The sequence below is a fragment of the Pseudomonas sp. AP3_22 TE3818 genome (assembly GCF_053628995.1).
Map to the genome: position 1 here is coordinate 13,292 of NZ_JBRJHL010000001.1, position 26,415 is coordinate 39,706.

Here is a 26,415-nt window from a genome sequence, read left to right on the forward strand (position 1 = left end):
AGTGATCCTAGGCCTGGATCGGCGCCACGGCAAACGAGGATTTCGCATACTGTTGTGCTAATTTCTCACTCCGAAACGTCGCAAAAGAGCTTTTATGCGATGCATTAGTGAGGTTGACGTACATGCGCAGGAAGATACCCAGCACCACCGCCCTGATCAGCTTCGAGGCCGCAGCACGCCATGAAAGCTTCACCAAGGCCGCCCACGAGCTTTCGCTGACCCAGGGGGCGATTTGCCGACAGATCGCCAGCCTTGAAGAGTTCCTCAGCGTAGAACTGTTCCGACGTTCGCGGCGTGGAGTGAAGCTGACGGAGGCCGGACTTTCCTACAGCCGGCGGGTCGCCACTCAACTGGATGCGGTTGAGCGCGACACCCTGTCCGTGATGGGCCAGCAGGGCACCAACGTAATCGAATTGGCTGTGGTTCCGACCTTCGGTACCCAATGGCTGCTGCCACGACTCAAGGACTTCCAGCACAAGCACCCGGAAGTGACGGTCAACCTGACCAACCGCACACGCCCGTTTCTGTTCGCCGACACTGACTTCGATGCCGCGATCTACTTCGGCGACGCGGATTGGTCGGGTACAGAATCCCACAGGCTGATGGGTGAAAATCCGATGCCCGTTTGCAGCCCCAACCTGCTCGGAAACAAGACCACTCTTACGCCCGGCGAAATCGCCGATTTGCCCCTGCTGCAACAAACCACCCGTCCTTATGCTTGGCGCCAGTGGTTCGATTCCCAACACCTGAATGTCCCGCGAGACATGACAGGCCCCCGCTACGAGCTATTCTCCATGCTCGCCCAAGCGGCCATGCATGACATGGGCATTGCCCTGATTCCGCCTTTCCTGATTCAAAGGGAGTTGAAAGAAAAACGCCTGGTGATCGCCAACCCGCAAACACTGTCCAGCATCAAGGCTTATTACCTGATGATTCCTGAGCGAAAGGTCGAATCCGCGTCTTTAAGGGCATTTCGTGACTGGCTGGTAAATCAGGCGCACAGCTACAGCCTAGAGGAGTAAAGGCCTCCCAACATTACTTGACCGCGTAGTCAGCAAAAACAAAGCCCTACAGATATACGTATTTGTCGCATGTCAGCAAACTGTATCGCGAAGTCGTACAAACGTCCCACAAGCGCCTGATCATGCGGCTTTGCGCCACTATTTCGAGACGATGCCGCATCATTCATACGGCCGATGTATAAATTCTTCAATTTCGGCCAGAATCCTTGTAAAGCACGGCCTGCATGGGATCGAGCCGGTTGGTTGCGACATTCGGTCACGGGGTGACTTGTAGTTAATTTTCCGTCACCCGTCATAATCCCTTGAAGGGCACAAAGTTCGCCTGCAAAATGCCGCGCCCCGCCCTGATTTGGCGGGACCGTGCTGATCGGCCGCCCCAGCCGCACCATCCGTAGTGCATGGGTTTACTCAATAAGATCACGCAGGAGATTTGACGTGCACATTGGTGTTCCTCTCGAAACCCAGACCGGTGAAACACGGGTTGCTGCAACCCCGGAAACCATCAAGAAGCTGATCAGCCAGGGTCATAAGGTCACTGTACAAAGCGGCGCCGGCGTTAATGCCAGCGTTGTCGACAGTGCCTATGAAGCGGCAGGCGCAACCATTGGCAGCGCCAATGATGCGTTTGGAGCAGAGCTGATTTTGAAGGTGGTCGCCCCCAGCGACAGCGAGTTGGCGCTGATTAAAAGCGGCACCGTTGTGGTGGGTATGCTCAATCCGTTCAATAACGAAACCATCGCCAAGATGGCCGAGTGCGGCATTACCGCCTTCGCCCTGGAGGCTGCACCACGCACCTCCCGCGCCCAAAGCCTGGATGTGCTGTCGTCGCAAGCCAACATTGCCGGTTACAAGGCTGTCTTGCTGGCCGCCCACCATTACCCTCGTTTCATGCCGATGTTGATGACGGCTGCGGGCACCGTGAAAGCGGCGCGCGTGCTGATCCTTGGTGCCGGTGTGGCCGGGTTGCAGGCCATTGCCACGGCAAAACGCCTGGGTGCGGTGATCGAAGCCTCCGACGTGCGTCCAGCGGTGAAAGAGCAGATCGAATCCCTCGGTGCGAAGTTCGTCGACGTGCCTTACGAGACCGACGAAGAGCGTGAATGCGCCGTTGGTGTCGGTGGTTACGCCCGGCCGATGCCGGCCAGCTGGATGCAGCGCCAGGCCGCAGCCGTGCACGAGCGCGCCAAACAAGCTGACATCGTTATCACCACAGCGCTGATTCCCGGCCGCAAGGCACCGACGCTGCTCAGCGCAGAAACCGTGGCACAGATGAAACCGGGTTCGGTGGTCATCGACCTCGCGGCAGCCCAGGGCGGTAACTGCCCGCTGACCGTGGCCGATCAGGTGGTCGTCGAAAATGGCGTGACCATCGTTGGCCCGACCAACCTGGCGGGCGCAGTGGCGGCCGATGCTTCGGCGCTGTACGCACGCAACCTGCTGGACTTCATGAAACTGTTGTTCGATAAAGAAGGACAACTGGTGATCAACCTTGAAGACGATATCGTCGCCGCGTGCCTGATGTGCCGCGACGGCCAGATCGTGCGCAAGAACGGCTGAGGATAAAAACAATGGAAGACATGCTGATCTCTCACGGTATCTACAACCTGATCATCTTCGTGCTGGCCATCTATGTCGGCTACCACGTGGTCTGGAACGTTACACCTGCACTGCACACGCCACTGATGGCTGTCACCAACGCCATCTCGGCCATCGTGATCGTCGGTGCCATGCTCGCCGCCGCCCTCACCGTGACCCCGCTGGGCAAGACCATGGGCACCCTGGCCGTGGCCCTGGCCGCGGTCAACGTGTTTGGTGGCTTCCTGGTGACCCGCCGCATGCTGGAAATGTTCAAGAAGAAAGCGGCCAAAGCTCCGGCTGCCAAGGCCGAAGCAGTCAAGGCTGAGGTGCAGCAAGCATGAGCATGAACCTGGTTACGTCCCTGTATTTGATCGCCTCGGTCTGCTTTATCCAGGCGCTCAAGGGCCTTTCGCATCCCACCACGTCGCGTCGCGGCAATCTGTTCGGCATGCTCGGCATGGGCCTGGCGATCCTCACCACGGTCGGCCTGATCTACAAGCTCGGTGCCGAGCTGGCCCATGACGGTATCGTCTACGTGATCGTCGGCCTGCTGATCGGCGGCACTGCCGGTTCGATCATGGCCAAACGCGTTGAAATGACCAAGATGCCCGAACTGGTCGCCTTCATGCACAGCATGATCGGCCTGGCCGCGGTGTTCATCGCCATTGCGGCGGTCGTCGAGCCGCAGTCGTTGGGTATCGTTGCGCAACTGGGTGACGCGATCCCGGCCGGTAACCGCCTGGAGCTGTTCCTCGGCGCGGCCATTGGTGCGATCACCTTCTCCGGTTCGGTCATCGCCTTCGGCAAGCTGTCGGGCAAGTACAAGTTCCGCCTGTTCCAGGGCGCACCGGTACAGTTCACCGGTCAACACAAACTGAACCTGCTGCTCGGCGTGGCCACCCTGGGCCTGGGCATCACCTTCATGTTGACCGGCGACCTCAGCGCCTTCGCCTTGATGCTGGCCCTGGCCTTCATCATGGGTGTGCTGATCATCATCCCGATCGGTGGCGCGGACATGCCAGTGGTCGTGTCGATGCTCAACAGCTACTCCGGCTGGGCAGCGGCAGGTATCGGCTTCTCGCTGAACAACTCGATGCTGATCATCGCGGGTTCGCTGGTAGGTTCGTCCGGTGCGATCCTCTCGTACATCATGTGCAAGGCGATGAACCGCTCCTTCTTCAATGTACTGCTCGGCGGTTTCGGCAATACAGCCGACGCCGGTCCGGCAGGCGCCAAGGAAGCCCGGCCGGTGAAATCCGGCTCGGCTGACGACGCGACTTTCCTGCTGACCAACGCCGACACCGTGATCATCGTTCCGGGCTATGGCCTGGCGGTAGCACGGGCGCAGCATGCGTTGAAGGAACTGACCGAGAAGCTGACCCATCGCGGCGTGACCGTGAAGTATGCGATCCACCCGGTTGCCGGTCGTATGCCGGGGCACATGAACGTGTTGCTGGCGGAGGCCGAAGTGCCTTACGACCAGGTGTTCGAGATGGAAGACATCAACTCCGAGTTCGGTCAGGCCGACGTGGTGCTGGTATTGGGCGCCAACGACGTGGTCAACCCGGCCGCGAAGAACGATCCGAAATCGCCGATTGCCGGCATGCCGATCCTCGAAGCGTTCAAGGCCAAGACCATCATCGTCAACAAGCGTTCGATGGCCAGCGGCTATGCCGGCCTGGACAACGAACTGTTCTACCTGGACAAAACCATGATGGTGTTCGGTGACGCCAAAAAGGTCATCGAAGACATGGTAAAAGCCGTCGACTAATCCTCTGCGGTACACAGAACGCCCCGACTCGTCGGGGCGTTTTTGTTTGCGCAAATCGTCGGACAAACTATTCTTTTATTACCGATCCGGTAACGGTGTTTTGCTTCAAAGGCCCGGAATAGACGCCTCGTTTGCGACCTTGGTAGCGGGACAGAAGTCGGCGCAATTCACTAGACTGCACGTCCTGCTACCTGTTGCCCGAGATAACAATCCATGTACCGTGACCGTATTCGCCTGCCTTCGTTGTTGGACAAAGTGATGAGCGCTGCCGACGCTGCCGCTCTGATTGAGGACGGCATGACCGTCGGCATGAGTGGCTTCACTCGCGCCGGCGAAGCCAAGGCCGTTCCCCAGGCGCTGGCCGAGCGCGCAAAGGTCACGCCGCTAAAGATCAGCCTCATGACTGGCGCAAGCCTGGGCAACGACCTCGACAAGCAGCTGACCGAAGCTGGCGTGCTGTCGCGACGCATGCCGTTTCAGGTCGACAGCACCCTGCGCAAGGCGATCAACGCCGGTGAAGTCATGTTCATCGACCAGCACTTGTCGGAAACCGTGGAGCAATTGCGCAACCAGCAATTGAAGCTGCCGGACATTGCCGTGATCGAAGCCGTTGCGATCACCGAGCAAGGGCATATCGTGCCAACCACCTCGGTAGGCAACTCGGCCAGCTTCGCGATTTTCGCCAAGCACGTGATCGTCGAGATCAACATGGCGCACAACCCAAACCTCGAAGGTTTGCACGACATCTATATCCCGACCTATCGCCCGACCCGCACTCCGATTCCATTGGTCAGAGTCGACGACCGCATTGGCAGCACCGCCATCCCGATTCCAGCGGAAAAAATCGTCGCCATCGTGGTCACCCATCAGGCTGACTCACCCTCCACGGTGCTGGCGCCAGACGCTGAGACCCAAGCCATTGCCGACCACCTGATCGACTTCTTCAAACAGGAAGTGGCCGCCGGACGCATGACCAACAAGCTCGGTCCGCTACAAGCCGGTATCGGCACCATCGCCAACTCGGTGATGTGCGGCCTGATCGACTCGCCGTTCGAAGACCTGACGATGTATTCCGAGGTGCTGCAGGACTCGACTTTCGACCTGATCGACGCCGGGAAGCTGAGTTTTGCTTCGGGCAGCTCGATCACCCTGTCGAGCCGGCGCAACGCCGATGTGTTCGGCAACCTGGAGCGTTACAAGGACAAGCTGGTCCTGCGCCCGCAGGAAATCTCCAACCACCCGGAAGTCGTGCGCCGCCTCGGCATCATCGGCATCAACACGGCGCTGGAGTTCGACATCTACGGCAACGTCAACTCCACCCATGTCTGCGGCACCCGGATGATGAACGGCATCGGTGGCTCCGGCGACTTTGCGCGCAACGCACACCTGTCCGTGTTCGTGACCAAGTCGATCGCCAAGGGCGGCGCAATCTCCAGCGTGGTGCCGATGGTCAGCCACGTTGACCATACCGAACATGATGTCGACATCCTCGTGACCGAAGTGGGCCTGGCAGACTTGCGAGGCCTGGCGCCCCGGGAGCGTGCCCGGGTCATCATCGACAAGTGCGTGCACCCGGATTACCGCCAGGCGCTGAATGATTACTTCACTGCAGCGTGCGCCATCGGCGGACACACCCCGCACATCCTGCGTGACGCACTCAGTTGGCACATAAACCTGGAAGAAACCGGGCACATGCTGAAGAAGTAATTGCTACAGATAGCAGCTGGCGCAAACACAGTTTCGCCAGCTTGCGCTTGCCACCCTCGCAACATGAAAAAAACTGTACTGCTGTACTGGTCATTTCCTACGGAAAATTCCTACCTCATCGGAGTAAAACAGCATTTTTGCACTCAAACAGTGCAGACAGGTACAGTTGCCTCAATTTCGACCAGTACACCCCCTATAAACAGTTAACTGAGCTCTCACAATACAGATGAACTGTATCTACAGAGACTAGGCAAACAAGAGGATCATGGGCACCAGTTAAACCACTACCTAATCCCGCCACAAGCGGAAGGATGACCACCATGGAACGTACACTCAGTTCCGATCTGTTCTTCGAAGACACTGCTGCAAAAACCCAGGCTTCCCTGCCTCTGCGCGTTATCGCCAACCTGATGTTGTGGCAGCGCCGCATTACCAGCCGCCATCAACTGGCTCGCCTGGATTCGCGTCTGCTGGCTGACGCCGGGATTAGCGAAGCACAACGCTATGAAGAGCTGAGCAAGCCGTTCTGGCGCTAAGTCAGCGTCGCTGGCTCTGACCTTAAGGTCCACCGCCAGCAACCCGAATTGAAAAAACAAAACCCGTCGTGGGCAACCACGACGGGTTTTGTCGTTTTGGCTTGGCAAACCCGGTATTACAGAAGAGAAACCTGATAACCAGTACAGTTTTCAAAAACTACAAACTGCATGAGTACAATATTGCTACTGTGTGTCTGTAGTGGATATTCGGCGGGTGTCAGCATGGAGCTCTCCACTTATCAGGACAGGGACCGTGCCATGAAGAACGTACAGGATTTTTCCATTCCTTCGGTTCAATCGAGACCTGGCCAGCAGAGGCTCCGAGGACTGCTGAAGGGGCTCTGCGCTGGCCTGGAAAGGGCGAGAACGCGACGTTTGCTGGCTCAACTCGATGATCGCCAGTTAGCGGATCTGGGTATCAGCCACGCCGACCGCATCAATGAATTGGATAAACCGTTCTGGCGCTGACTTCCTGCGTGCAGGGCCAGGACTGTTCGAACCGACACAGACAGGCCTAATATCAATCCAGAACGTGGCGAACGCCGAGTGCCTGACGTCTGACTTTGCAGACACTGCGCCATATTTCAAATGGTCTACCAAAAGGAGTTACCCCATGTCCCGTCTTCGCCTGCTTAGCGCCGCGGCCCTGTTTGCCGTGGCTGCCAGTGCCCAAGCCTCCAGCTTCATCGTGACCACGGATGCTGTGGTCAACGCGCTCAAGGCCACGTCCGATGCAACCACCAACATCGTTTCGTCGTCGTTCAAGGATGACAAGATCGTCCTCGCTGCCCGTGACGACGCCGCCAGCTTCGTCGCCAGCGAAGGCTCCATCCGCGGTGTGAAGCTGGAAAGCGCCCTCGATCACATTCGCCATAAGGCGCCGCAACTGAGTGCAACAGACGCACAACTGGCTCAGGCGATCCTGACCATCTAAGCGGCGGTACAGACATGGGGCACGCCCGGCGTGCCCCAATGTTTCGGCACTGGCTCTAGGTCGGCCCTTGCGCTAGCCTTGGGACTCACTTTCAACTGTCGAGTCTCATGCGTTTTCCTTCCCGCTTCCTGATCATTCCAGTCTTTCTCACCCTGGGCTGCTGCGCATCAGCCGACGCTTATGACGCTTTCAACCTGTCCACCCAGGGCACCGTCGCCAGTGGTTACGCCACAAGCCTCGTGACCTCCGCCCCCTTCGACCATAAACTACTGCTCGCCGCCCACGATGATGCCGCGGCATTCATTGCCAGTGACGGCCAACTGAGAGGCGCACGACTGGAGTCGGCCCTTCGGTATCTGCGCCAGACCCAGGCAAAACTTCATGCCAGCGACCTTGAACTGGCGCAAGCAATTCTCGTCCAATAGTTATCCCCGCTTTTCTGGAGTTCGTTCCATGCGTAACCCGCTGATTGCTGCCATCCTCGGCCTGCTGCTGTTGGCCGATGTGGCCCAGGCACATACTCTGGTTGCCACCAGTAACATCCTGATCCGTGCGACCCAGCGCACCCTCGATTTCACCTCCGACACCACCACGTCCATTCGCGATTCGAAAATCGTGCGCGAAGCCCAGGACGACGCCGCCAGTTTCGTCGCCAGCGATGGCGACATTCGTGGCGCTCACCTGGAGTCCGCTTTCAACTTGCTGCGCACCCGCGTGCCCGAAGCGCGCGACGCCAGCGATCAGGATCTCGCCGAAGCCATCCTCGCACTGTGAGGTGTCCACGCGCCTGGCTGCTGACCGGGGCCCTGTTGCTGCTCGGCAACACGGCCCACGCAGGCCTGCAGTTACAACTCAAGACCGAAGGCCTGACGCCCGCGCAACAGCAAGCCAGCCAGGCGTTGCTTGATGAAGCCATGCAGGCGCTGCCACCACGCTTCATCGAGCAGCTGGACCGGCGTATCGTCGTCGGCTGGACCGATGACATGCCGCGCAATGCCTACGGCCAGGCATCGCTGGTGTCCGAGCTCGATCTGAACCGCAACCTGCTGGCCGGCCTCACGGATGGCAGCGCCGCGAGCAAAAAAACCCATCGTCCCCATGGCACCGTGCGCCGGGAGATGCTGGCCACTGTGTTGCACGAGCTGACTCACATCTACGACCGTTCGCGCCTGTGGCCGGATGACGAGCGCAAGCTGATTCAGCGCTGCACCCGACGCAACAACAGCTCAGGGCTGGTTGGCATACCCGACCAATGTCGGGGTCAGTCCGATCGGCGCTTTACCCTCAGCGACGATCCGCGCCTGCTCGACCTGGCGGGCTGGCAGCAATACGTAGGCCGTCGGGGTGAACGCGAACAGCACAATCGCCAGATCGCCCGCAGTCCGGATATCTACGAGACCAGCAGTCCCATGGAGTTCGTCGCGGTCAACATGGAGTATTTCCTCCTCGACCCGAGCTACGCTTGCCGCCGTCCCGCACTGTACCGCTACTACAAAGAGCATTTCGGCTGGGCGCCCGCCGCCAGTGACACCTGCAGCAAAACCGTCGCGTTCCTCAATGCCGGCAACGACTTCGCCAAGACACCACTGGGGCAGGTCGATCCGGAGCGGGTCTATGCCGTTGACTACCTGTTGGCCGAGGCTAACCAGAACCTGTTCAGCCGCTGGGGCCACAGCATGCTGCGTTTGGTGATCTGCGCGCCGGGCCGCCCCCGTGGCCCGGATTGTCGACTGGACCTGGACCAGCACTTGGTGCTGTCGTATCGCGCCTTCGTCGGCGACGTGCAGTTGTCGAGCTGGGATGGCCTGGTCGGCAAATACCCGTCGCGGCTGTTTATCCTGCCGCTGTCCCAGGTCATCGACGAATATACCAAGACCGAACTGCGCAGCCTGGCCTCCGTGCCCCTGAACCTGTCGCGCCCAGAGATTGAAGACGTGGTGGAACGTGCCGCCGAGATGCACTGGAGCTACGACGGCAACTACTTCTTCCTGTCGAACAACTGCGCGGTGGAAGAACTGAAATTGCTGCGTGGCGGAACCAACAACCCGAAATTGGTCGGACTCGACAACATCATGCCCAACGGTTTGCTGGAAGTGCTCAAAGGTCGAGGGCTGGCGGACACCAGTGTGTTGGACGATCAGCGGGAAGCCTTGCGCCTGGGTTATCGTTTCGATTCCTTCCGCGAACGCTATCAGGCGATGTTCGAAATCCTGAAAAAGCACTTGCCGATCAAACAGGAAACCGTCGAAGAGTGGCTGGACTTGAAAGCCGCGGAACGTCGGCAATGGTTCGAGCAGGCGGACCTGCGCACCAGCGCGGCGTTGCTCCTGCTGGAACAGGCCAGTTTCCGTCAGCAGTTGCTGCTGGCTCAGGATGAAGTGAAGCAGCGCTATCTGGGCGCCCGGGAACTGCAGAATGGCGGCATGGACAAGGCCAACGAGACACTCAAGGACATTCTCGCCAACAGTGGCTTCCTCAGCCGTCCGGCGGAACTGCTGGGCACCAACGGTTATGGCTTGCCACAGCCGAGCGAGTGGGAGCATCTGGAATCGGAAAGCAGCCAGCGCCAGAAGCAGCTCCTGGCGCTGTCCGGAGACCTGGACAAGGAAGTGAGAGCGTTGCTCGAACCTGGCCGTGCCGCCGAAATGGCCGCCAACGAAGCCAACGTGAAGCAGATTGGCGAGCATTTGCGCACACTGCACAAGGCAGCAGGCGGCATAGAGTTGCCTTGAACCGCAATCTTGTAGGAGCGAGCTTGCTCGCGATGAGGGCTGCACATCCAGCATTGATGTTGGCTGACACGCCGCTATCGCGAGCAAGCTCGCTCCCACAAGGTTTACAGCGTTTTGCTGTTCAGTCTCTGAATCAGGAACGGTGCCTTCAGCTGACGCGGGCCTTACGCACGCCTTCGGCCAATGCCGAGCACAGGCTGAGCACGCCATCCACGGCTTGTTCCGGGGACGTGGCATTGGCGATCTGGTCGATCAACGCCGAGCCCACCACCACACCATCAGCCAGGCGTGCAATGGACGCTGCCTGTTCCGGAGTCCGGATACCGAAACCGATGCTGATCGGCAGGTCGGTATGGCGGCGCAGACGGGCGACTGCTTCCTCGACGTGCTCCAGCGTTGCGGCACCGGCGCCGGTCACACCCGCTACCGACACGTAGTAGACGAAACCGGAGCTGCCGTTGAGAACGGTCGGCAGGCGCACATCGTCGGTGGTTGGCGTGGTCAGGCGAATGAAGTCCAGGCCCGCAGTCTGCGCCGGGTCGCACAGCTCGCCGTTATGCTCCGGCGGCAGGTCGACCACGATCAGCCCATCAACGCCGGCCTCTTTGGCTTCGGCAATGAAGCGCGGTACACCGTACATGTGGATCGGGTTGAAGTACCCCATCAGCACCAGCGGCGTTTCGTTGTTGTCCTGGCGGAACTCGCGAACCATTTGCAGGGTTTTCGCCAGATTCTGTTTGGCACCCAACGCACGGATGTTGGCGAGCTGGATGGCCGGGCCGTCAGCCATCGGGTCGGTGAAGGGCATGCCCAGCTCGATCACATCGGCGCCAGCCGCCGGCAAGCCCTTGAGGATGGCCAGGGAGGTGTCATAACCCGGGTCGCCGGCAGTCACGAAAGTCACCAGGGCGGCGCGGTTCTGTTCCTTGAGTTCGGCAAAACGCGTTTGCAGGCGGCTCATCAGTGTTTCTCCTGCTTAGATTGTTCCATGTGGTGCATCACGGTCTGCATGTCTTTGTCGCCACGGCCGGACAGGTTGACCACCATCAGGTGATCCTTTGGCAGGGTCGGTGCGCGCTTGAATACTTCAGCCAGGGCATGGGCGCTTTCCAGCGCCGGGATGATCCCTTCCAGGCGGCAGCACTGGTGGAATGCAGCGAGGGCTTCGTCGTCGGTCACCGAGGTGTACTGAACGCGGCCGATGTCGTGCAACCAGGCGTGTTCCGGGCCGATGCCCGGGTAGTCGAGGCCAGCGGAGATCGAGTGAGCGTCGATGATCTGGCCATCGTCGTCCTGCAGCAGGAAAGTGCGGTTGCCGTGCAGCACGCCAGGAACGCCACCGTTCAGGCTGGCCGCATGCTTGCCGGTCTCGATGCCGTAACCGGCCGCTTCAACGCCGATGATCTCGACACTCTTGTCGTCGAGGAACGGATGGAACAGACCCATGGCGTTGGAGCCACCGCCAATGCACGCCACCAGGCTGTCCGGCAGGCGACCCTCCTGGGCTTGCAACTGCTCGCGGGTTTCCTTGCCGATCACGGCCTGGAAGTCGCGGACCATCGCCGGGTAAGGGTGTGGACCGGCCACGGTGCCGATCAGGTAGAAGGTACTGTCGACATTGGTCACCCAGTCACGCAGGGCTTCGTTCATTGCATCCTTCAGCGTGCCGGTGCCGGCGACCACCGGGATAACCTCGGCGCCCAGCAGCTTCATGCGAAACACGTTGGCCTGTTGGCGTTCGATGTCAGTGGTGCCCATGTAGATCACGCAATCCAGGCCGAAACGCGCAGCCACGGTGGCCGTCGCCACGCCGTGCATACCGGCGCCGGTCTCGGCGATGATGCGCTTCTTGCCCATGCGTCGCGCCAGCAGGATCTGGCCGATGCAGTTGTTGATCTTGTGCGCACCGGTGTGGTTCAGCTCTTCGCGCTTGAGATAGATCTTCGCGCCGCCACAGAACTCGGTCAGACGCTCGGCGAAGTACAACGGGCTTGGACGTCCGACGTAGTCGCGCTGGAAGTAGGCCAGTTCTTCCTTGAATGCAGGATCTTCCTTGGCCAACTCATATTCACGGGCCAGGTCGAGGATCAACGGCATCAGGGTTTCGGCAACGTAGCGGCCACCGAACGCGCCAAACAGGCCGTTGGCATCAGGGCCGTTGCGCAGATTAGTCTGGGTCATTTGGCGCTCCAGTTGAATGCGTGAAGTGATGCATAAAGAGACAGTGGGCTTCACTCTACCCCTGACACCCCGGTCTGAAAACCGATAAGATCGCCACAATCTGTCAGGAAAACTCACATATCCCATGAGCCATGACCTTCCTCCGCTGAACGCGCTTCGCGCCTTCGAAGCCACTGCCCGCTTGAACAGCGTCAGTCAGGCGGCCGAGCAGCTGCATGTCACCCATGGGGCGGTCAGCCGGCAGCTCAAAGTGCTTGAAGAACACCTCGGCGTCAGCCTGTTCATCAAGGAAGGTCGCGGCCTGAAACTCACAGATGCCGGCTTACGCCTGCGTGACGCCAGCAGCGAAGCCTTCGAGCGCCTGCGCAGCGTCTGCGCCGAACTCACACAAAGCACGGCCGACGCCCCGTTCGTGCTCGGTTGCTCGGGAAGCCTGCTGGCGCGCTGGTTTATCCCGCGACTGGGGAGACTCAATGCCGACCTGCCGGACCTGCGCCTGCACCTGTCGGCCGGAGAAGGCGATCTCGATCCGCGAAGACCGGGACTGGATGCCTTGCTGGTCTTTGCCGAGCCCCCCTGGCCGGCGGACATGCAGGTTTTCGAGCTGGCCAGCGAACGTATCGGTCCGGTCATGAGCCCCCGGCTCGCCGGCTATGAGCGGCTCAAGCAAGCGCCGGAAAGCGCACTGCTGAACGAACCCTTGCTGCACACCACCTCACGCCCGCAAGCCTGGCCAAACTGGGCGCAACAATGCGGCCTCGACGTCAGGGCATTGAAGTACGGCCAGGGATTTGAACATTTGTATTATTTGCTGGAAGCCGCCGTCGCGGGCCTGGGCGTGGCGATTGCCCCCGAACCCTTGGTGACGGAGGACTTGAAAGCCGGCCGCCTGGTTGCGCCATGGGGCTTCAGTGAAACCCCGGCACAACTGGCGTTGTGGCTACCCAAGCGCGCCGCGGACGGGCGCGCCCGGCAACTGGCGCAGTGGCTGAAAAACGAGCTGCGCCGGGCGGATTAATCACGCTTGCACAACAGATAAGCGGCCAACAGGCCCAATGCGCCCACGGCGACACCAGCTGTAGTCCAAGGGTGCTCCTGGGCGTAGTCCCGGGTGGCAATCCCGGTTTCGCGGGTTTTGACCTTGACCTCTTCATAGGCGTCGGCCAGCAGGTGCCGCGAGTGCTTCAAGGCATTCTCGGCGTTGCTTTTCAGGGTCTTGAGGGTTTTACGCGACTCGTCCGAGGCGTCGTCCTTCAGGTTTTCCAAAGACTTGAGCAGACTCTCGATCTCGGCTTCCATGCTTTGCAATGAGGCTTTGCGTAACGAGGTGTTGGCCATGGTGGCTCTCCTGCACTGGTGATGAGTGGCGTGTGTTGGTTGGGACTTCAGGGGTTCGAGAAAGTGCAGAAAATCTGAACTTCACTCTCAGAACGGCCAACAGAAGAAATAGGAAAAATCACTGCTAGGCTGTAATTCACACGCCAAGGAGAACGCCATGTCTGACCATCACACCTACAAGAAAGTCGAGCTGGTCGGCTCGTCCACCAGCAGTATCGAAGATGCGATCAACAACGCACTGACCGAAGCCAGCAAAAGCATCAAGTACATGGAATGGTTTGAAGTCACCGAGACCCGTGGGCACATCAGGGACGGCAAGGCTGCGCACTTTCAGGTGACCCTGAAAGTCGGATTCCGGATTGCCAGCAGCTGACTTTGGGCTAGTCTTCTGAACTTGCACGCCGGCCGAATGCCATAGGGAATGGCAAAGCGCTGCATGAGTGCGTCCGGCTGACGGCTGGTTACCCCTATGATCCGACCAGGGAATGCAACCGATGAAGAAGTTTATGTTGGCGGTAGGTTTGTTGAGCCTTGCGGGGACCGCATTGGCGGATGGTGGCAAGCCATGCGAAGAGCTGAAAGCCGAAATCGCAGCGAAACTTGATGCCAAGGGCGTTTCCGGTTATTCGCTGGAGATTGTCGATAAAGGTAGCGCCGCTGGCGGAAAAGTTGTTGGTAAATGCGAAAAGGGCGCCAAAGTGATCGTCTACAAAAAGTAGGCCGGTCCTCGCCTGATTGAAAAAGCCGACGCCCTGGCGCCGGCTTTTTCATGCCTGCCGTTTGAGTATCAGCCTCGCATGACCTGCGCCAGCAGCTCGTAGGAATGCACGCGATCCGAATGCTCATACAGGTCACAGGTGAAAATCAGCTCGTCAGCCTGGGTCTGTTCGATCAAGACCTCGAGTTTGGCGCGGATTTTCTGTGGGCTGCCAATCATGGCCAACCCAAGAAAATCGTGCACAGCCTCTTTCTCATGGGGCAGCCACAGGCCGTCCATGGTCTTCACCGGCGGACGCTGTACCAGGCTTTGGCCGCGCATCAGGGCGAGAATCCGCTGGAACACCGAAGTCGCCAGGTAATCGGCCTGCTCGTCGGTATCGGCCGCCACCAAAGGCACGCCGAGCATTACGTAAGGTTTGTCCAAAACGGCTGAGGGCTTGAAGTGATTGCGGTAGACCCGAATCGCTTCATGCATATAACGCGGCGCGAAATGCGAAGCGAAGGCGTAGGGCAAACCGCGTTCACCGGCCAGTTGAGCACTGAACAGGCTGGACCCCAACAACCAGACCGGCACATTGGTCCCGGTTCCCGGCATGGCGATGATCCGTTGATCCGGGGTACGTGGTCCGAGGTAGCGCACCAGTTCCGCCACATCTTCCGGGAAGTCGTCGGCACTGCCAGAGCGCTCGCGGCGCAAGGCACGTGCGGTCATCTGGTCGGAACCGGGGGCGCGCCCCAGGCCCAGATCAATCCGGCCCGGATAAAGGCTTTCCAGGGTGCCGAACTGCTCGGCAATCACCAAGGGTGCGTGGTTGGGCAACATCACCCCGCCTGAACCGACTCGAATGGTCGACGTGCCACCGGCCAGATAACCGAGCAGTACCGAAGTCGCGGAACTGGCGATGCCGTCCATGTTGTGGTGCTCAGCCACCCAGAAGCGGTTGTAACCGAACTTCTCGACATGCTGCGCCAGGTCCAGCGAGTTGCGCAGCGACTGGGCCGCGCTGCCGTTCTCGCGCACCGGCACCAGATCGAGGGTCGAGAACTTGATATCGGACAGTCGTTTCATAAACCTGCTTCTCCAATTGAGGGCGCAGGTTTGTTCTTGCGAACGCAAACCTGCCGAATCCAAAAGCGTGTTCATGCAATGTGGGCATATACCCGAGTTTCAATAGCTCGGTAAAAAATCCCGCGAAAAAAGCAGATTGATCGGACGAAGTGAACTTTGCCCCTTCGTCTATCCTCACAACCCTGGCAACCGAAAACCCCGCAGGCGCGACCTTTCGCGCCGACCTTTAGGAGACAGGCATGGCTATCGTCAAGAAAGCATCGGCCCATTGGGAAGGTGATCTGAAAACCGGCATCGGCTCGATTTCCACAGAAACAGGCGTGCTCCGGGAAGCCCCCTACGGCTTCAAGGCGCGCTTCGAAGGCGGCCGGGGCACCAACCCGGAAGAGTTGATCGGCGCTGCCCACGCCGGCTGTTTCTCCATGGCGTTCTCCATGATTCTCGGTGACGCCGGCCTGAAGGCCGATAGCATCGATACCCAGGCAGAAGTCACTCTGGATCAAGTGGACGGCGGCTTTGCGATCACCGCAGTAAAATTGATTCTGCAGGCGAAAATCCCCGGGGCAAGCCAGGCGCAGTTCGAAGAACTCAGCAACAAGGCCAAAGAGGGCTGCCCGGTGTCCAAAGTGCTGAATGCCAAGATCAGCCTGGAGGCAACATTGGTCAGCTAGATCTTCATTTTTGCAAAGAAAAAATCGCAGCCTTGCGTAACCTGCCGGGATCATTCGGCAAGAGGTGCCCAAGGCTGCGATCTTTTTTGTGTCGTGACAGATTTGCCCGCCAATAATATGGTCGAATAAATGACAGCAGCAAAAACCTGTGAATAGGCGTGCTGCCTCAAAGGAGCTTCAACCATGAAACGTTTTGCCCTGGCGGTTATCTGCTGCGCACTGGCCACGTCGGCCCTCGCAGCACCGAAACCCTGCGAAGAGCTCAAGGCCGAGATCGAAGCCAAGATCCAGGCCAGTGGCGTCACTTCCTACACGCTTGAAGTCGTCACCAACGACGAAGTGCACGACCAGAACATGGTCGTGGGTTCGTGCGAAAACGGCACCAAAAAAATCATCTACCAGAAGAACGACCGCTGACATCTCACATCAGGCAGTAGGCTTCGACGTCTTCAGCGACGATCTCGCGCTTGGCGTTGTACAGCCGGGCGCCGGGGGTAAGCGCAATGGAGCGGCCTTCGAGCACGTACCGCTGACCGGCCTCGAAATGATCGTAACGGATGGTCAGGTAGCACAGCCGTTCAGAGGGACCGCTCATCATGCCCAATCCGCCGCCGGGAACTTCAAAGTCGAAGCGCACGATCAGCTCGTGGCTGCCGGGCATCACTTCAAAATAACGCCCATCGCGCAATCGTTGTTTGTCCAGGCGTTCGGCCATCAACAACTTGTCGTTAGGGAAGGGCGTCGAGAAATCAACCCAGGCCATTTTTGGATCAGGTGTCGGCATCGGGCTTTGACAGCCCGCGACGACACCGACGGCGAGTAACAGCATCAACCTGCGCATGATGGATGTCCCGGGGGATATGCACCCAGCATAACGCCGATCAGGTTCGTTGACAGCCCGCAGGGGTGCCCTGGCCGATCACTTTTCGCTGCTGATCATAGAGCTTGGCCCACGGCCGAAAACCGATGTTCCCCGCTTGCAGTTGATAACGTTCGCCGGCGTTGAAATCCTTGAATTTCACGTTCAACTGACAATCGCGCCACAACGGCTCGGCGTCGGGGCCGATGTTGGTGGGCTGCACCGGAAACTGGTAGCGGACTGTCAATTCATGGCTACCGGGCTGAACCTCGAAGTAGCGCTTGTCGTCGGTGGCCTTGTCATCGACCTCCAGTGCCTGCAACGCCGTATCTTCTTGCTTCGAGTCCAGGTCGATCCAGGCTTGCGCAGGATCATGGCGGGGTATTCCGAATCCGGCACAGCCGGCCAGCAACAGCAGACTTCCTGTCAGTATCATCGTGCGCATAGCGGAGCTCCAGTCAGGCGGGATAGTCTTGCGAGAAGACTCTCCAAGGAAGAATTATTGTGTTCAGGCCGCTTCCTAGCCTTGGGTTACTTGATCGCGTTTTTCGCGTTTTGTTTCCGGGCGTGTTGTTTTTGTTGCTCAACGGTTGCACCAGCATCAGCTATTACAGCCAACTGGCCAGCGGCCAACTGCAGTTGCTGCGGGCCAGGGAGCCGGTTTCCAGCGTGATTGCCGACCCGGCGCGCGACCAAAAACTGCGTATACACCTGGAACAATCACAAAAGGCCCGAACGTTCGCCAGCCGGCAATTGCACCTGCCGGATAACCAAAGTTACCGCTTGTACGCGGACATTGGCCGTCCCTTCGTCGTCTGGAATGTCTTCGTCACGCCGGAATTTTCTCTCAAGCCTGTAAACCACTGCTTTCCCATCGCCGGCTGCGTGGCCTACCGCGGGTACTACAGTCAGAGCGCAGCGCGCGGCGAAGCAGCCTTGCAACGCTTGCAGGGCATGGACGTGTCGATCGGCGGCGTCGAGGCCTATTCGACACTCGGCTGGTTCAACGACCCGATCATCAGTTCGATGATGGGCTGGGGAGATGAGCGACTGGCCACGCTGATTTTTCACGAACTGGCCCATCAGCGCTTCTATGTGAAGGACGACACTGAGTTCAACGAATCCTTTGCCACCTTCGTCGAGCAGGAAGGTACTCGCCAATGGCGTGCCTATCGCCACCTGCCACCGGACAACAATGCGCAGGCGCGTCAGCGCGACCAGTTCACTGAGTTGGTGCTGGAAACCCGCGCCCGGCTGGAAAAGCTCTACGCCTTGCCGTTGCCAACCGAACAGATGCGCCAGCGCAAGGCGGCCGAGTTCGAGCGCTTGCGCAGCGAATACCGGCAACTGCGTGACAGTCAGTGGGCTGGAGACAAACGCTACGACGCCTGGGTCCATGCCCCCATGAACAATGCCCGGTTATTGCCGTTTGGCTTGTACGACCAGTGGGTACCGGCATTTGATGCGCTGTTCCATCAGGTGGATGGCGATTGGCCCAGGTTCTATGCCGCCGTGGAAAAGCTAGGTGGCTTGCCGACGGAAGAGCGCAAGGCCGCGCTCAAGACGCTGGCTGACGGCGCCGATCAACCAAAGAACCAGTAGCAAACGCCGATTGCACCCAGCACCCCGGCAAGCTCCGCCAGCAATGCGCAGCCAACCGCATGGCGTGCGCGCTGGATGCCAACGGCACCGAAGTACACCGCCAGCACATAGAACGTCGTTTCGGTGCTGCCCTGGATTGTCGCCGCGACCAGCGCCGGGAAGCTGTCCACGCCCGAGGTCTTCATGGTTTCAATCAGCATCGCCCGGGCGGCACTGCCGGAGAAGGGTTTGACCATCGCCGTCGGCAGCGCATCAACGAAGCGCGTGTCCCAACCGGCCCACGCCACCAGATGACGAATCCCGTCCAGGCCGAAGTCCAGCGCCCCGGAGGCCCGCAGGACACCCACCGCGCAGAGCATCGCCACCAGATAAGGCAGCAGGTTCTTGGCGACGTCGAAACCCTCCTTGGCACCTTCAACAAAGGCCTCGTACACCTTCACTTGGCGCAGCGCGCCGATCAGCAGGAACAGCATGATCAGGCCAAACAGCGTCAGGTTGCCGAGGATCGATGACAAGCCGGCCAGCGCGGTCGCCGAAAGGGTCGCCAGCAACGCCATGAAACCACCGAGGGCGAGGGCACCGGGGATCAGGTAGGCCAGCACCACCGGATCCCAGACGCGCAGGCGCTGCATGAACGCCACCGACAGGAAGCCGACAATGGTCGAGCAACTGGTCGCCAGCAGGATCGGCAGGAACACCAGCGTCGGGTCAGGCGCGCCTTGCTGGGCGCGATACATGAAGATCGTCACCGGCAGCAGGGTTAGCGAAGAGGCGTTGAGCACCAGGAACAGGATCTGTGCGTTGCTGGCGACGGTAGCGCTGGGGTTGAGTTCTTGCAGCGCTTTCATGGCCTTCAGGCCAATAGGCGTGGCGGCGTTGTCCAGACCGAGGCCGTTGGCGGCGAAATTCAGGGTGATCAGGCCGATGGCCGGATGACCCGGCGGGACTTCAGGCATCAGGCGCAAAAACAACGGCCCCAAGGCCTTGGCCAACCATTCGACGATGCCGGCCTTCTCGGCAATGCGCAGAAAACCCAGCCAGAGGGTGAGGGTGCCGAACAGCAGCACCATGACCTCGACCGACAGCTTGGCCATGGCAAAAATGCTCTCCACCATCGCCGCGAATATCCCGGCGTTGCCACCAATCAGCCACTGCGCCAGCGCCGAAACGGCTGCCACGATGAAGAAGCCAAGCCAAAGGCCATTGAGCATCAGTCAAATCCCCCAAAAGATCCGCGAATGATAGCGGGGTGGCCAGAAACGACAAACCCCGGATTTATCCGGGGTTCATTGAAATTCCACACATCTGTAGGAGCCGGCTTGCTGGCGATTGCCACACCGCGGTGCACCTGTCGCTCCGCGTTATCGTTCATCGCCGGCGAGCCGGCTACTACAGGGGGTGTATCAGTTTTTGGAAACTTCACCCGCCGGCAGCTTTTCCTTGCTACGCCAGTGCGGCAGGGAGTTCCAGTAACGCTGGCCCTTGGCGTCGTCGTACATGCCTTCCCAACGAGCGATTACAAGAACAGCCAGGGCGTTGCCGATCACGTTCAGTGCGGTACGGGCCATGTCCATGACGCGGTCGACACCGGCGATGAACGCCAGGCCTTCCAGAGGAATACCGACGCTGCCGAGGGTGGCCAGCAGGACCACGAAGGACACGCCCGGTACGCCGGCGATGCCTTTGGAGGTGACCATCAACGTCAGGACCAGCAGCAGTTGCTGGCTGATCGACAGATCGATGCCATACAGCTGGGCAATGAAGATCGCTGCAATGCTTTGGTACAGGGTCGAACCGTCGAGGTTGAACGAGTAGCCGGTCGGTACCACGAAGCTGCAAATGGCTTTTGGCGCGCCGTAGGCTTCCATCTTCTCGATCACGCGCGGCAGCACGGTTTCGGAACTGGCGGTGGAGTAGGCCAGTACCAGCTCATCCTTGAAGATGCGCATCAGCTTGATCACCGAGAAGCCGAACAGTCGAGCGATCAGGCCCAGGATCACGAAAGCGAAGAAGGCAATGGCGAAATAAACCAGGATCACCAGTTTGGCCAGCGGCAACAGCGACGCGAAACCGAAGTTGGCCACGGTCACCGCGATCAGTGCGAACACGCCGATCGGGGCGTAGTTCATGATCATGTGAGTGACCTTGAACATGCTTTCCGACACGCCCTGGAACATCTTCACCAGCGGCTCGCGCAGGTCCGCCTGCAAGCTCGACAGCCCGAGACCGAACAATACGGAGAAGAAGATGATCGGCAGCATTTCGCCGCGAACCATGGCCGCGAAGATGTTCGACGGGATCAGGTTGAGGATGGTTTCGATGAACGCGTGTTCATGCTGGACCTCGGCGGCAGTCGCCTGGTACTTGGAAATGTCCACAGTGCCCAGGGTGCTCATGTCGATGCCGGCACCCGGATGGAACAGGTTGGCCAGCAGCAGACCGACCACGATGGCGATGGTGGTGACGATTTCGAAGTAGATGATGGTCTTGAAGCCGATGCGTCCCAGCTTCTTGGCGTCACCGACGCCAGCAATGCCGACGATCAAAGAGGAGATGACGATCGGGATCACGATCATCTTGATCAGACGGATAAAGATATCGCCTGCTGGTTGCAGGACGTTGCTGATCCACCAGGCTTTTTCGGCACTGAAATGGTTGAGCAGCGCACCGATTGCTATCCCCAATACCAGACCGATGAGGATCTGCCAGGCGAGGCTAAGCTTTGCCTTCTTCATATCTTTACCCTTACTTGCGTTTGACTCAGGGAGATGCGCGAACTGGAACGCTCGTGGCGAAAAAGTCTAGTGCATCTACCCCCCGTATAAGGTGCCCCGGAGCGCGTGTTTGCGGCTCTCTGGCAGGCGAAAAAAGGCGCAACTATTCCGATGCAAGGAAGCGCCGTCTAATGCCGTAAACGCCTACCCTATGCCGAATCGGCATGAGGTTTTTCCGCTGAACGCAACGTCGCAATCGGTTCGATTGCGACATTTCGTCAGGCATAAGCGCCGTGAACCGGTCATCACAGAGCAGATTGAATGTTTTTTGAGCAGTGGCCGAGCGTTGATTTTTCAGCAGAATCCCGCAGGACAAAGCGAAAAATCGCAGCCAAAAAAAAGGGATTTTTCTCGATATACGGTCGCCTGTGAAACACCGGGAAAAGTAATTTCCGACGTAACAGGGACAAAGACGCGATAAGAGTGATGAAATCGAGACGAGCGCTCTATTTCAAGGTGTTGCGTGATCCAGCCCTTCGCAAGCTCGTCGAGCCATGGTGGTCCGGCGAACTTGCGCAGCAGCTTTTCCTGACCCGGCCCTTGCGCAGGTACTCCCTGTACCCGTAGGTCACTCCGCCCCTGAAACAGGCAGAACGTCCCGACCCCTTGGTCATGCGCCAGCCCTCCTCAGGTGACGCAGATAGAAAGAGGCGCTGTGACCTCCTTCGTGTACAAATTCTGTTCTATCAACAAGCCCTGCATGAGGGCCTCAGGCATGCCGGAGAGAAACCTCAGCCCCCATGCCATGGCACTACCGCCCTGATAGCAGGGCGGCTGCCAGCGTCTTGAACAAACCGTTCATGTCAGCCTCGACCGCGACGGCCAAAGAAGAAGGAAGCAATGAACATCACCAGGAACACGACAAACAGAATCTTGGCGATCCCCGTGGCGGTGCCCGCGATACCACCGAAGCCCAGTACTGCGGCGATGATGGCAATGATCAGGAATGTGATTGCCCAGCTCAACATGGTGATTCTCCTTACGCTTCTATTTAGAGGTGTTGCGTTTCCCGGCACATCGCTGCGGCGGAAATTTTTTACCTAGAACACCCAGCGCTCTTGATGACGTATCTCACCTGCAGGCCCGGCCTGGTCGACGTCCATCATGCGCATCGGGGTGCTATCGGCCTGAAGGCTGCCAACAGCACTGAAATGGGTTTGGGTCGGATGCTGAATCGACAGTTGTGGCGCTTGCGGCTGCTGACCCTGCTCCCAGCGCAGAAACTGTTGGCCGCCGATAAGCGTGAGCAGCAGCGCCAGAACAGCAAACAGTCCTTGCTGAATATGCACAGGCGAGAGATGCAGGTGGGCGGCACGTTGACGGTTCATCCTGGAGCTCCTACCACTCGGGTCGGTATTCGATAGCGGGCGTTTGTTTTTGAATGCCCTGGTTAACCAGACATTTGCAGCCCGCATGCCAGCATTGAATCGAATTAATTACCTTTAATATCAATATCTTACGATCATCAAGAAAATCATATCGGACGCATCCTGCACGATGCCACTTGTGCAGTCGTGCGTATTGCACGATTCGTTTGAAGGAAGGTGTAAATTTTTTGAATTGAGAGGAGGACGCGGATGTCAGAAATACACGCTGGCTGCTGTCGGAAACTGGGCTTCTATTAAAAGACGCGCTACATCAGCTAGCTAACCGATACATCGGATGAACGCTACCCTGCCATGACAGGAATGGCTCAGAATCAATCATGCAACTTGCCCGATTTCTCCGGGACCCAATCAAGATCATTCATTAAGGAGCGTAGGAAAATGGAATCAGCCACTGAGCACCAAGGCCGCATTCTGCTGGTGGATGATGAGTCCGCCATCCTGCGTACTTTCCGTTACTGCCTTGAAGACGAAGGCTACAGCGTAGCCACCGCCACCAGCGCCGCGCAGGCAGAAGCCCTGTTGCAGCGCCAGGTCTTCGACCTGTGCTTCCTCGATCTGCGTCTGGGTGAAGACAACGGCCTCGATGTGCTGGCCCAGATGCGTATCCAGGCGCCCTGGATGCGGGTGGTGATCGTCACTGCGCACTCAGCCGTCGACACGGCGGTGGATGCGATTCAGGCCGGTGCGGCCGACTATCTGGTCAAGCCGTGCAGCCCCGATCAATTGCGGCTGGCAACCGCCAAGCAACTGGAAGTGCGGCAGCTGTCGGCGCGGCTGGAAGCCCTGGAAGGTGAAGTACGCAAGCCCAAGGATGGTCTGGACTCCCACAGCCCGGCCATGAAAGTGGTACTCGAAACCGCGCGCCAGGTGGCTACGACCGATGCCAATATCCTGATTCTCGGTGAATCCGGCACCGGCAAGGGCGAGTTGTCCCAAGCCATTCACGGCTGGAGCAAACGCGCGAAGAAATCCTGCGTCACAATCAACTGCCCGTCGCTGACCGCCGAGCTTATGGAAAGCGAACTCTTCGGCCACAGTCGCGGTGCCTTTACCGGCGCCAGCGAAAGCACCCTGGGCCGAGTCAACCAGGCGGACGGCGGGACTCTTTTTCTCGACGAAATCGGCGACTTTCCGCTGACATTGCAGCCGAAATTGCTGCGTTTCATTCAGGACAAAGAATATGAGCGCGTCGGTGACCCGGTGACCCGCCGTGCCGATGTGCGCATCCTTGCAGCCACCAACCTCAACCTCGAGGACATGGTCCGAGATGGTCGTTTCCGTGAAGACCTGCTCTATCGCCTGAATGTCATTACCCTGCACCTGCCACCGCTACGCGAACGCCGTGAAGATATTCTCAACCTGGCCGATCGTTTCCTGGCGCGTTTCGTCAAGGAGTATGCCCGTCCCGCGCGCGTGTTAAGCGACGAGGCCCGGGAGGCCCTACTGGGCTATCGCTGGCCGGGCAACATCCGTGAGCTGCGCAACGTGATCGAGCGCGCGAGCATCATCTGTCCGCAGGAGCGGGTCGAAATCAGTCATCTGGGCATGGCCGAAACCCCGGTCAACAATGCACCGCGCATCGGCGCAGCGTTGAGCCTGGATGAGCTGGAAAAGGCCCACATCGGCGCGGTCCTCGCCACCGCCGACACCCTGGATCAAGCGGCAAAAACCCTGGGCATCGATGCCTCGACGCTGTACCGCAAACGCAAGCAGTACAACTTGTGAGCAATAGCCGATGAAACTGGCGATGAAATTGCGGACCCGGCTTTTCCTGAGCATCTCCGCACTGATCACCGTCGCCTTGCTCGGGCTCCTGCTCGGGTTGGTCAGCGTGATGCAGATGGCCGGCAGCCAGGAAGCACTGATCCGCAGTAACTTCATTACCCTGGACCTGGGTCTCAAGCTGCGTCAAACCCTGGGTGATCAACTGATCATCATGCTCAGCGAGAAGCCTGACTCCGCCGCTTTCGCCGCCTCGAAGCAGCGTTACTTCCAATTGCTGGAGGAAGGCATTGCCCAGGAACCCGCGCAGAATGCGAGCGAGTACGGCTTCAGAAAAGCCAAGGCTGACTACGAGCGCTTTATCGAAGCTTATGAAGCGTCCCCGGATCCCTCGAATGTGCTCAGCAGCCATGACAACCTGACGGAAAAATTCAACGCACTGCGCAATGGTCTGATCGCCGAGCACAAGCGTGCGCTGGATAACATCAACGATACCGAGCGCCAGGCCCGGGAGCGGGCACTGCTGATTGCCGGGTCACTTGGCCTGGTGGGGCTGGCGGTGCTGGTCATCGGCTTCGTGACCGCGCAGGCCATTGCCCGGCGTTTCGGGGCACCCATCGAAGCCTTGGCCAAGGCAGCGGACAATATCGGCCAGGGCAATTTCGATGTCACCCTGCCGATCTCCTCGGCAGTGGAGCTCAACCAGCTGACCCGGCGTTTCGGGATCATGGCCCAGGCGCTGCGTGAACATCAGGCCACCAACGTCGATGAATTGCTGGCCGGCCAGCAGCGTTTGCAGGCCGTGCTCGACAGCATCGACGACGGCCTGCTGATGATCGACCGTCAGGGCCATCTGGAACACCTTAACCCTGTGGCCCAGCGTCAGTTGGGCTGGGAGTCCGATCGCCTGGGACAGGGATTGGGCACGGCGCTGGAGCGCCCCGAACTCAATGAGCAGTTGCAACTGGTGCTACGCGGCGGCACCCTGGAGCGGGCGCCGGAGGATTTGAGTGTCGAAGTCGACGGCGAGTCGCGACTGCTGACCTATAGCCTGACCCCGGTCAGCCACACCCAGGGCCATATTCTCGGTGCCGTGATGGTGCTGCATGACGTCACGGAGCAGCGAGCCTTCGAACGGGTACGCAGCGAATTTGTATTGCGCGCCTCCCATGAATTGCGCACCCCGGTCACCGGCATGCACATGGCCTTCGGATTATTTCGCGAGCGTGCGCATTTTGCCCCGGACTCCCGGGAAGCCGACCTGCTCGATACCGTGAATGAAGAGATGCAGCGGCTGATGCAGTTGATCAATGACCTGCTGAATTTTTCCCGTTACCAGAACGGTTTGCAGAAACTTACCCTGGCGCCGTGTTCCATCGAGGCGCTGCTGGAACAGGCTCAATCACGCTTTGCCACATCGGCCGCCGAGAAGAACATCAGTCTGCTGGTGGAAGTGCAGGGGTCTTTGCCGCGTTTGCAGGCCGATCAGCCACAACTGGAGCGGGTGCTCGATAATTTGCTCGACAACGCCTTGCGTCACACCGGTTCCGGCGGGCGGATACGCCTGCACGCCCGGCGCCACGGCGATCGGGTCATCGTCAGTGTCGAGGACAATGGCGAAGGCATTGCCTACGGTCAGCAGGGGCGGATCTTCGAGCCGTTCGTGCAGGTCGGACGCAAGAAAGGCGGAGCCGGTCTCGGCCTGGCATTGTGCAAGGAAATCGTGCAATTGCATGGCGGGCGGATGGGCGTCTATTCACGCCCGGGGCAGGGCACTCAGTTCTACATGGCGCTGACGGTTTAGATCGCAG

Annotated in this window: 29 protein-coding genes; 19 read left to right on the forward strand and 10 right to left on the reverse strand. The window is 59.2% G+C overall.

All coding sequences use genetic code 11. The features are described 5' to 3' along the window. Positions 1-122: 122 nt before the first annotated feature. The 11 genes from AB7M25_RS00070 (at position 123) to AB7M25_RS00120 (ending at position 10,280) form a co-directional block, all read left to right on the forward strand. Entirely contained in the window at positions 123-1,022 is a 900-nt protein-coding gene (locus AB7M25_RS00070; RefSeq protein WP_429389675.1) for a LysR family transcriptional regulator, read from the forward strand. A gap of 435 nt (positions 1,023-1,457) precedes the next feature. Continuing rightward, positions 1,458-2,579 carry a Re/Si-specific NAD(P)(+) transhydrogenase subunit alpha gene (locus AB7M25_RS00075; RefSeq protein ID WP_007969746.1) on the forward strand — a complete coding sequence of 374 codons (1,122 nt, stop codon included), beginning with the start codon at positions 1,458-1,460 and terminating at the stop codon, positions 2,577-2,579. 11 nt (positions 2,580-2,590) lie between these two features. Beyond that, positions 2,591-2,941 carry an NAD(P) transhydrogenase subunit alpha gene (locus AB7M25_RS00080; protein ID WP_053152987.1) on the forward strand — a complete coding sequence of 117 codons (351 nt, stop codon included), beginning with the start codon at positions 2,591-2,593 and terminating at the stop codon, positions 2,939-2,941. Beyond that, a complete protein-coding gene (locus AB7M25_RS00085) occupies positions 2,938-4,371 on the forward strand; it encodes an NAD(P)(+) transhydrogenase (Re/Si-specific) subunit beta (RefSeq protein WP_007969748.1) in 1,434 nt (477 codons plus the stop codon). Before AB7M25_RS00080 ends, AB7M25_RS00085 begins: the two co-directional genes overlap by 4 nt. 213 nt (positions 4,372-4,584) lie before the next feature. After that, the gene (locus AB7M25_RS00090; protein ID WP_429389678.1) at positions 4,585-6,078 is read left to right on the forward strand and encodes an acetyl-CoA hydrolase/transferase family protein; all 1,494 of its coding nucleotides are present in this window, start codon (positions 4,585-4,587) and stop codon (positions 6,076-6,078) included. A 320-nt stretch (positions 6,079-6,398) separates the two neighbouring features. Then, positions 6,399-6,614 carry a DUF1127 domain-containing protein gene (locus AB7M25_RS00095; protein ID WP_007969750.1) on the forward strand — a complete coding sequence of 72 codons (216 nt, stop codon included), beginning with the start codon at positions 6,399-6,401 and terminating at the stop codon, positions 6,612-6,614. Between the two features lie 258 nt (positions 6,615-6,872). After that, positions 6,873-7,082, forward strand: a complete 210-nt coding sequence (locus AB7M25_RS00100) for a DUF1127 domain-containing protein (protein ID WP_429389679.1) — start codon at positions 6,873-6,875, stop codon at positions 7,080-7,082. Positions 7,083-7,227: 145 nt separating this feature from the next. Next, positions 7,228-7,548: a DUF2388 domain-containing protein gene (locus AB7M25_RS00105; protein WP_007969752.1), complete on the forward strand. Its 321-nt coding sequence runs from the start codon at positions 7,228-7,230 to the stop codon at positions 7,546-7,548. 107 nt (positions 7,549-7,655) lie between these two features. After that, positions 7,656-7,973 (forward strand): DUF2388 domain-containing protein, encoded by a 318-nt coding sequence (locus AB7M25_RS00110; protein ID WP_429389681.1) that lies wholly within the window; start codon positions 7,656-7,658, stop codon positions 7,971-7,973. Between the two features lie 28 nt (positions 7,974-8,001). Continuing rightward, the gene (locus tag AB7M25_RS00115; protein WP_007969755.1) at positions 8,002-8,322 is read left to right on the forward strand and encodes a DUF2388 domain-containing protein; all 321 of its coding nucleotides are present in this window, start codon (positions 8,002-8,004) and stop codon (positions 8,320-8,322) included. Then, positions 8,319-10,280: a DUF7844 domain-containing protein gene (locus AB7M25_RS00120; protein ID WP_429560941.1), complete on the forward strand. Its 1,962-nt coding sequence runs from the start codon at positions 8,319-8,321 to the stop codon at positions 10,278-10,280. The genes AB7M25_RS00115 and AB7M25_RS00120 overlap by 4 nt, the downstream gene beginning before the upstream one ends. Before the next feature lie 148 nt (positions 10,281-10,428). Here AB7M25_RS00120 and trpA read toward each other — a convergent pair whose 3' ends face one another. Both trpA and trpB read right to left on the reverse strand, forming a co-directional pair. Further along, complete coding sequence (trpA, locus tag AB7M25_RS00125) at positions 10,429-11,241, reverse strand: tryptophan synthase subunit alpha (RefSeq protein ID WP_454236859.1); 813 nt, start codon at positions 11,239-11,241, stop codon at positions 10,429-10,431. After that, the gene (gene trpB / locus AB7M25_RS00130; RefSeq protein WP_008002146.1) at positions 11,241-12,461 is read right to left on the reverse strand and encodes a tryptophan synthase subunit beta; all 1,221 of its coding nucleotides are present in this window, start codon (positions 12,459-12,461) and stop codon (positions 11,241-11,243) included. The genes trpA and trpB overlap by 1 nt, the downstream gene beginning before the upstream one ends. 124 nt (positions 12,462-12,585) lie before the next feature. On the opposite strand from trpB, the gene AB7M25_RS00135 reads away from it, so the two are divergent. Next, positions 12,586-13,479 (forward strand): LysR family transcriptional regulator, encoded by an 894-nt coding sequence (locus AB7M25_RS00135; RefSeq protein WP_429389687.1) that lies wholly within the window; start codon positions 12,586-12,588, stop codon positions 13,477-13,479. Here AB7M25_RS00135 and AB7M25_RS00140 read toward each other — a convergent pair. After that, entirely contained in the window at positions 13,476-13,799 is a 324-nt protein-coding gene (locus AB7M25_RS00140; RefSeq protein ID WP_104450433.1) for a DUF883 family protein, read from the reverse strand. The two genes, AB7M25_RS00135 and AB7M25_RS00140, sit on opposite strands and share 4 nt — an antisense overlap. Before the next feature lie 157 nt (positions 13,800-13,956). Here AB7M25_RS00140 and AB7M25_RS00145 point away from each other — a divergent pair, with 157 nt between their 5' ends. Together AB7M25_RS00145 and AB7M25_RS00150 are read left to right on the forward strand one after the other, a co-directional pair. After that, positions 13,957-14,172: a dodecin gene (locus AB7M25_RS00145; protein WP_015092929.1), complete on the forward strand. Its 216-nt coding sequence runs from the start codon at positions 13,957-13,959 to the stop codon at positions 14,170-14,172. 121 nt (positions 14,173-14,293) lie between these two features. Then, positions 14,294-14,518: a DUF1161 domain-containing protein gene (locus tag AB7M25_RS00150; RefSeq protein ID WP_104450432.1), complete on the forward strand. Its 225-nt coding sequence runs from the start codon at positions 14,294-14,296 to the stop codon at positions 14,516-14,518. A 68-nt stretch (positions 14,519-14,586) separates the two neighbouring features. On the opposite strand, the gene AB7M25_RS00155 is transcribed toward AB7M25_RS00150, so the two are convergent. Next, positions 14,587-15,588 (reverse strand): LLM class flavin-dependent oxidoreductase, encoded by a 1,002-nt coding sequence (locus AB7M25_RS00155; RefSeq protein ID WP_008002158.1) that lies wholly within the window; start codon positions 15,586-15,588, stop codon positions 14,587-14,589. Between the two features lie 239 nt (positions 15,589-15,827). On the opposite strand from AB7M25_RS00155, the gene AB7M25_RS00160 reads away from it, so the two are divergent. Both AB7M25_RS00160 and AB7M25_RS00165 read left to right on the forward strand, forming a co-directional pair. Next, a complete protein-coding gene (locus tag AB7M25_RS00160) occupies positions 15,828-16,259 on the forward strand; it encodes an OsmC family protein (protein ID WP_116579880.1) in 432 nt (143 codons plus the stop codon). 183 nt (positions 16,260-16,442) lie between these two features. Then, positions 16,443-16,676: a DUF1161 domain-containing protein gene (locus tag AB7M25_RS00165; protein WP_429389690.1), complete on the forward strand. Its 234-nt coding sequence runs from the start codon at positions 16,443-16,445 to the stop codon at positions 16,674-16,676. Between the two features lie 4 nt (positions 16,677-16,680). Here AB7M25_RS00165 and AB7M25_RS00170 read toward each other — a convergent pair whose 3' ends face one another. Further along, positions 16,681-17,100 (reverse strand): PA0061/PA0062 family lipoprotein, encoded by a 420-nt coding sequence (locus tag AB7M25_RS00170; protein ID WP_429389692.1) that lies wholly within the window; start codon positions 17,098-17,100, stop codon positions 16,681-16,683. 40 nt (positions 17,101-17,140) lie between these two features. After that, the gene (locus AB7M25_RS00175; protein ID WP_007969774.1) at positions 17,141-17,563 is read right to left on the reverse strand and encodes a PA0061/PA0062 family lipoprotein; all 423 of its coding nucleotides are present in this window, start codon (positions 17,561-17,563) and stop codon (positions 17,141-17,143) included. Between the two features lie 59 nt (positions 17,564-17,622). On the opposite strand from AB7M25_RS00175, the gene AB7M25_RS00180 reads away from it, so the two are divergent. Further along, complete coding sequence (locus AB7M25_RS00180; protein WP_218472893.1) at positions 17,623-18,720, forward strand: aminopeptidase; 1,098 nt, start codon at positions 17,623-17,625, stop codon at positions 18,718-18,720. Here the strand turns inward: AB7M25_RS00180 and AB7M25_RS00185 are convergent. The 4 genes from AB7M25_RS00185 to AB7M25_RS00200 form a co-directional block, all read right to left on the reverse strand. After that, positions 18,702-19,931 carry a nucleoside recognition domain-containing protein gene (locus tag AB7M25_RS00185; protein WP_429389695.1) on the reverse strand — a complete coding sequence of 410 codons (1,230 nt, stop codon included), beginning with the start codon at positions 19,929-19,931 and terminating at the stop codon, positions 18,702-18,704. The two genes, AB7M25_RS00180 and AB7M25_RS00185, sit on opposite strands and share 19 nt — an antisense overlap. Before the next feature lie 192 nt (positions 19,932-20,123). Further along, positions 20,124-21,455: a glutamate/aspartate:proton symporter GltP gene (gene gltP / locus AB7M25_RS00190; protein WP_429389697.1), complete on the reverse strand. Its 1,332-nt coding sequence runs from the start codon at positions 21,453-21,455 to the stop codon at positions 20,124-20,126. 842 nt (positions 21,456-22,297) lie between these two features. Beyond that, a complete protein-coding gene (locus AB7M25_RS00195) occupies positions 22,298-22,462 on the reverse strand; it encodes a DUF1328 domain-containing protein (protein ID WP_003177151.1) in 165 nt (54 codons plus the stop codon). A gap of 72 nt (positions 22,463-22,534) precedes the next feature. Continuing rightward, on the reverse strand, positions 22,535-22,822 hold the full coding sequence (locus AB7M25_RS00200) for a hypothetical protein (protein WP_429560944.1): 288 nt from the start codon (positions 22,820-22,822) through the stop codon (positions 22,535-22,537). Between the two features lie 438 nt (positions 22,823-23,260). Here AB7M25_RS00200 and algB point away from each other — a divergent pair, with 438 nt between their 5' ends. Then, positions 23,261-24,607, forward strand: a complete 1,347-nt coding sequence (gene algB, locus AB7M25_RS00205) for a sigma-54-dependent response regulator transcription factor AlgB (protein WP_429389701.1) — start codon at positions 23,261-23,263, stop codon at positions 24,605-24,607. 10 nt (positions 24,608-24,617) lie between these two features. Then, a complete protein-coding gene (locus AB7M25_RS00210; RefSeq protein WP_454236860.1) occupies positions 24,618-26,408 on the forward strand; it encodes a KinB sensor domain-containing domain in 1,791 nt (596 codons plus the stop codon). Positions 26,409-26,415: the final 7 nt, after the last annotated feature.

Bases quoted from the DNA above. Each gene is read 5' to 3' on its own strand.
- AB7M25_RS00070 (WP_429389675.1), top strand. From the start codon at position 123: ATGCGCAGGAAGATACCCAGCACCACCGCCCTGATCAGCTTCGAGGCC.
- AB7M25_RS00080 (WP_053152987.1), top strand. From the start codon at position 2,591: ATGGAAGACATGCTGATCTCTCACGGTATCTACAACCTGATCATCTTC.
- AB7M25_RS00085 (WP_007969748.1), top strand. From the start codon at position 2,938: ATGAGCATGAACCTGGTTACGTCCCTGTATTTGATCGCCTCGGTCTGC.
- AB7M25_RS00090 (WP_429389678.1), top strand. From the start codon at position 4,585: ATGTACCGTGACCGTATTCGCCTGCCTTCGTTGTTGGACAAAGTGATG.
- AB7M25_RS00095 (WP_007969750.1), top strand. From the start codon at position 6,399: ATGGAACGTACACTCAGTTCCGATCTGTTCTTCGAAGACACTGCTGCA.
- AB7M25_RS00100 (WP_429389679.1), top strand. From the start codon at position 6,873: ATGAAGAACGTACAGGATTTTTCCATTCCTTCGGTTCAATCGAGACCT.
- AB7M25_RS00105 (WP_007969752.1), top strand. From the start codon at position 7,228: ATGTCCCGTCTTCGCCTGCTTAGCGCCGCGGCCCTGTTTGCCGTGGCT.
- AB7M25_RS00110 (WP_429389681.1), top strand. From the start codon at position 7,656: ATGCGTTTTCCTTCCCGCTTCCTGATCATTCCAGTCTTTCTCACCCTG.
- AB7M25_RS00115 (WP_007969755.1), top strand. From the start codon at position 8,002: ATGCGTAACCCGCTGATTGCTGCCATCCTCGGCCTGCTGCTGTTGGCC.
- trpA (WP_454236859.1), bottom strand. From the start codon at position 11,241: ATGAGCCGCCTGCAAACGCGTTTTGCCGAACTCAAGGAACAGAACCGC.
- trpB (WP_008002146.1), bottom strand. From the start codon at position 12,461: ATGACCCAGACTAATCTGCGCAACGGCCCTGATGCCAACGGCCTGTTT.
- AB7M25_RS00135 (WP_429389687.1), top strand. From the start codon at position 12,586: ATGAGCCATGACCTTCCTCCGCTGAACGCGCTTCGCGCCTTCGAAGCC.
- AB7M25_RS00140 (WP_104450433.1), bottom strand. From the start codon at position 13,799: ATGGCCAACACCTCGTTACGCAAAGCCTCATTGCAAAGCATGGAAGCC.
- AB7M25_RS00145 (WP_015092929.1), top strand. From the start codon at position 13,957: ATGTCTGACCATCACACCTACAAGAAAGTCGAGCTGGTCGGCTCGTCC.
- AB7M25_RS00150 (WP_104450432.1), top strand. From the start codon at position 14,294: ATGAAGAAGTTTATGTTGGCGGTAGGTTTGTTGAGCCTTGCGGGGACC.
- AB7M25_RS00155 (WP_008002158.1), bottom strand. From the start codon at position 15,588: ATGAAACGACTGTCCGATATCAAGTTCTCGACCCTCGATCTGGTGCCG.
- AB7M25_RS00160 (WP_116579880.1), top strand. From the start codon at position 15,828: ATGGCTATCGTCAAGAAAGCATCGGCCCATTGGGAAGGTGATCTGAAA.
- AB7M25_RS00165 (WP_429389690.1), top strand. From the start codon at position 16,443: ATGAAACGTTTTGCCCTGGCGGTTATCTGCTGCGCACTGGCCACGTCG.
- AB7M25_RS00170 (WP_429389692.1), bottom strand. From the start codon at position 17,100: ATGCGCAGGTTGATGCTGTTACTCGCCGTCGGTGTCGTCGCGGGCTGT.
- AB7M25_RS00175 (WP_007969774.1), bottom strand. From the start codon at position 17,563: ATGCGCACGATGATACTGACAGGAAGTCTGCTGTTGCTGGCCGGCTGT.
- AB7M25_RS00185 (WP_429389695.1), bottom strand. From the start codon at position 19,931: ATGCTCAATGGCCTTTGGCTTGGCTTCTTCATCGTGGCAGCCGTTTCG.
- gltP (WP_429389697.1), bottom strand. From the start codon at position 21,455: ATGAAGAAGGCAAAGCTTAGCCTCGCCTGGCAGATCCTCATCGGTCTG.
- AB7M25_RS00195 (WP_003177151.1), bottom strand. From the start codon at position 22,462: ATGTTGAGCTGGGCAATCACATTCCTGATCATTGCCATCATCGCCGCA.
- AB7M25_RS00200 (WP_429560944.1), bottom strand. From the start codon at position 22,822: ATGAACCGTCAACGTGCCGCCCACCTGCATCTCTCGCCTGTGCATATT.
- algB (WP_429389701.1), top strand. From the start codon at position 23,261: ATGGAATCAGCCACTGAGCACCAAGGCCGCATTCTGCTGGTGGATGAT.
- AB7M25_RS00210 (WP_454236860.1), top strand. From the start codon at position 24,618: ATGAAACTGGCGATGAAATTGCGGACCCGGCTTTTCCTGAGCATCTCC.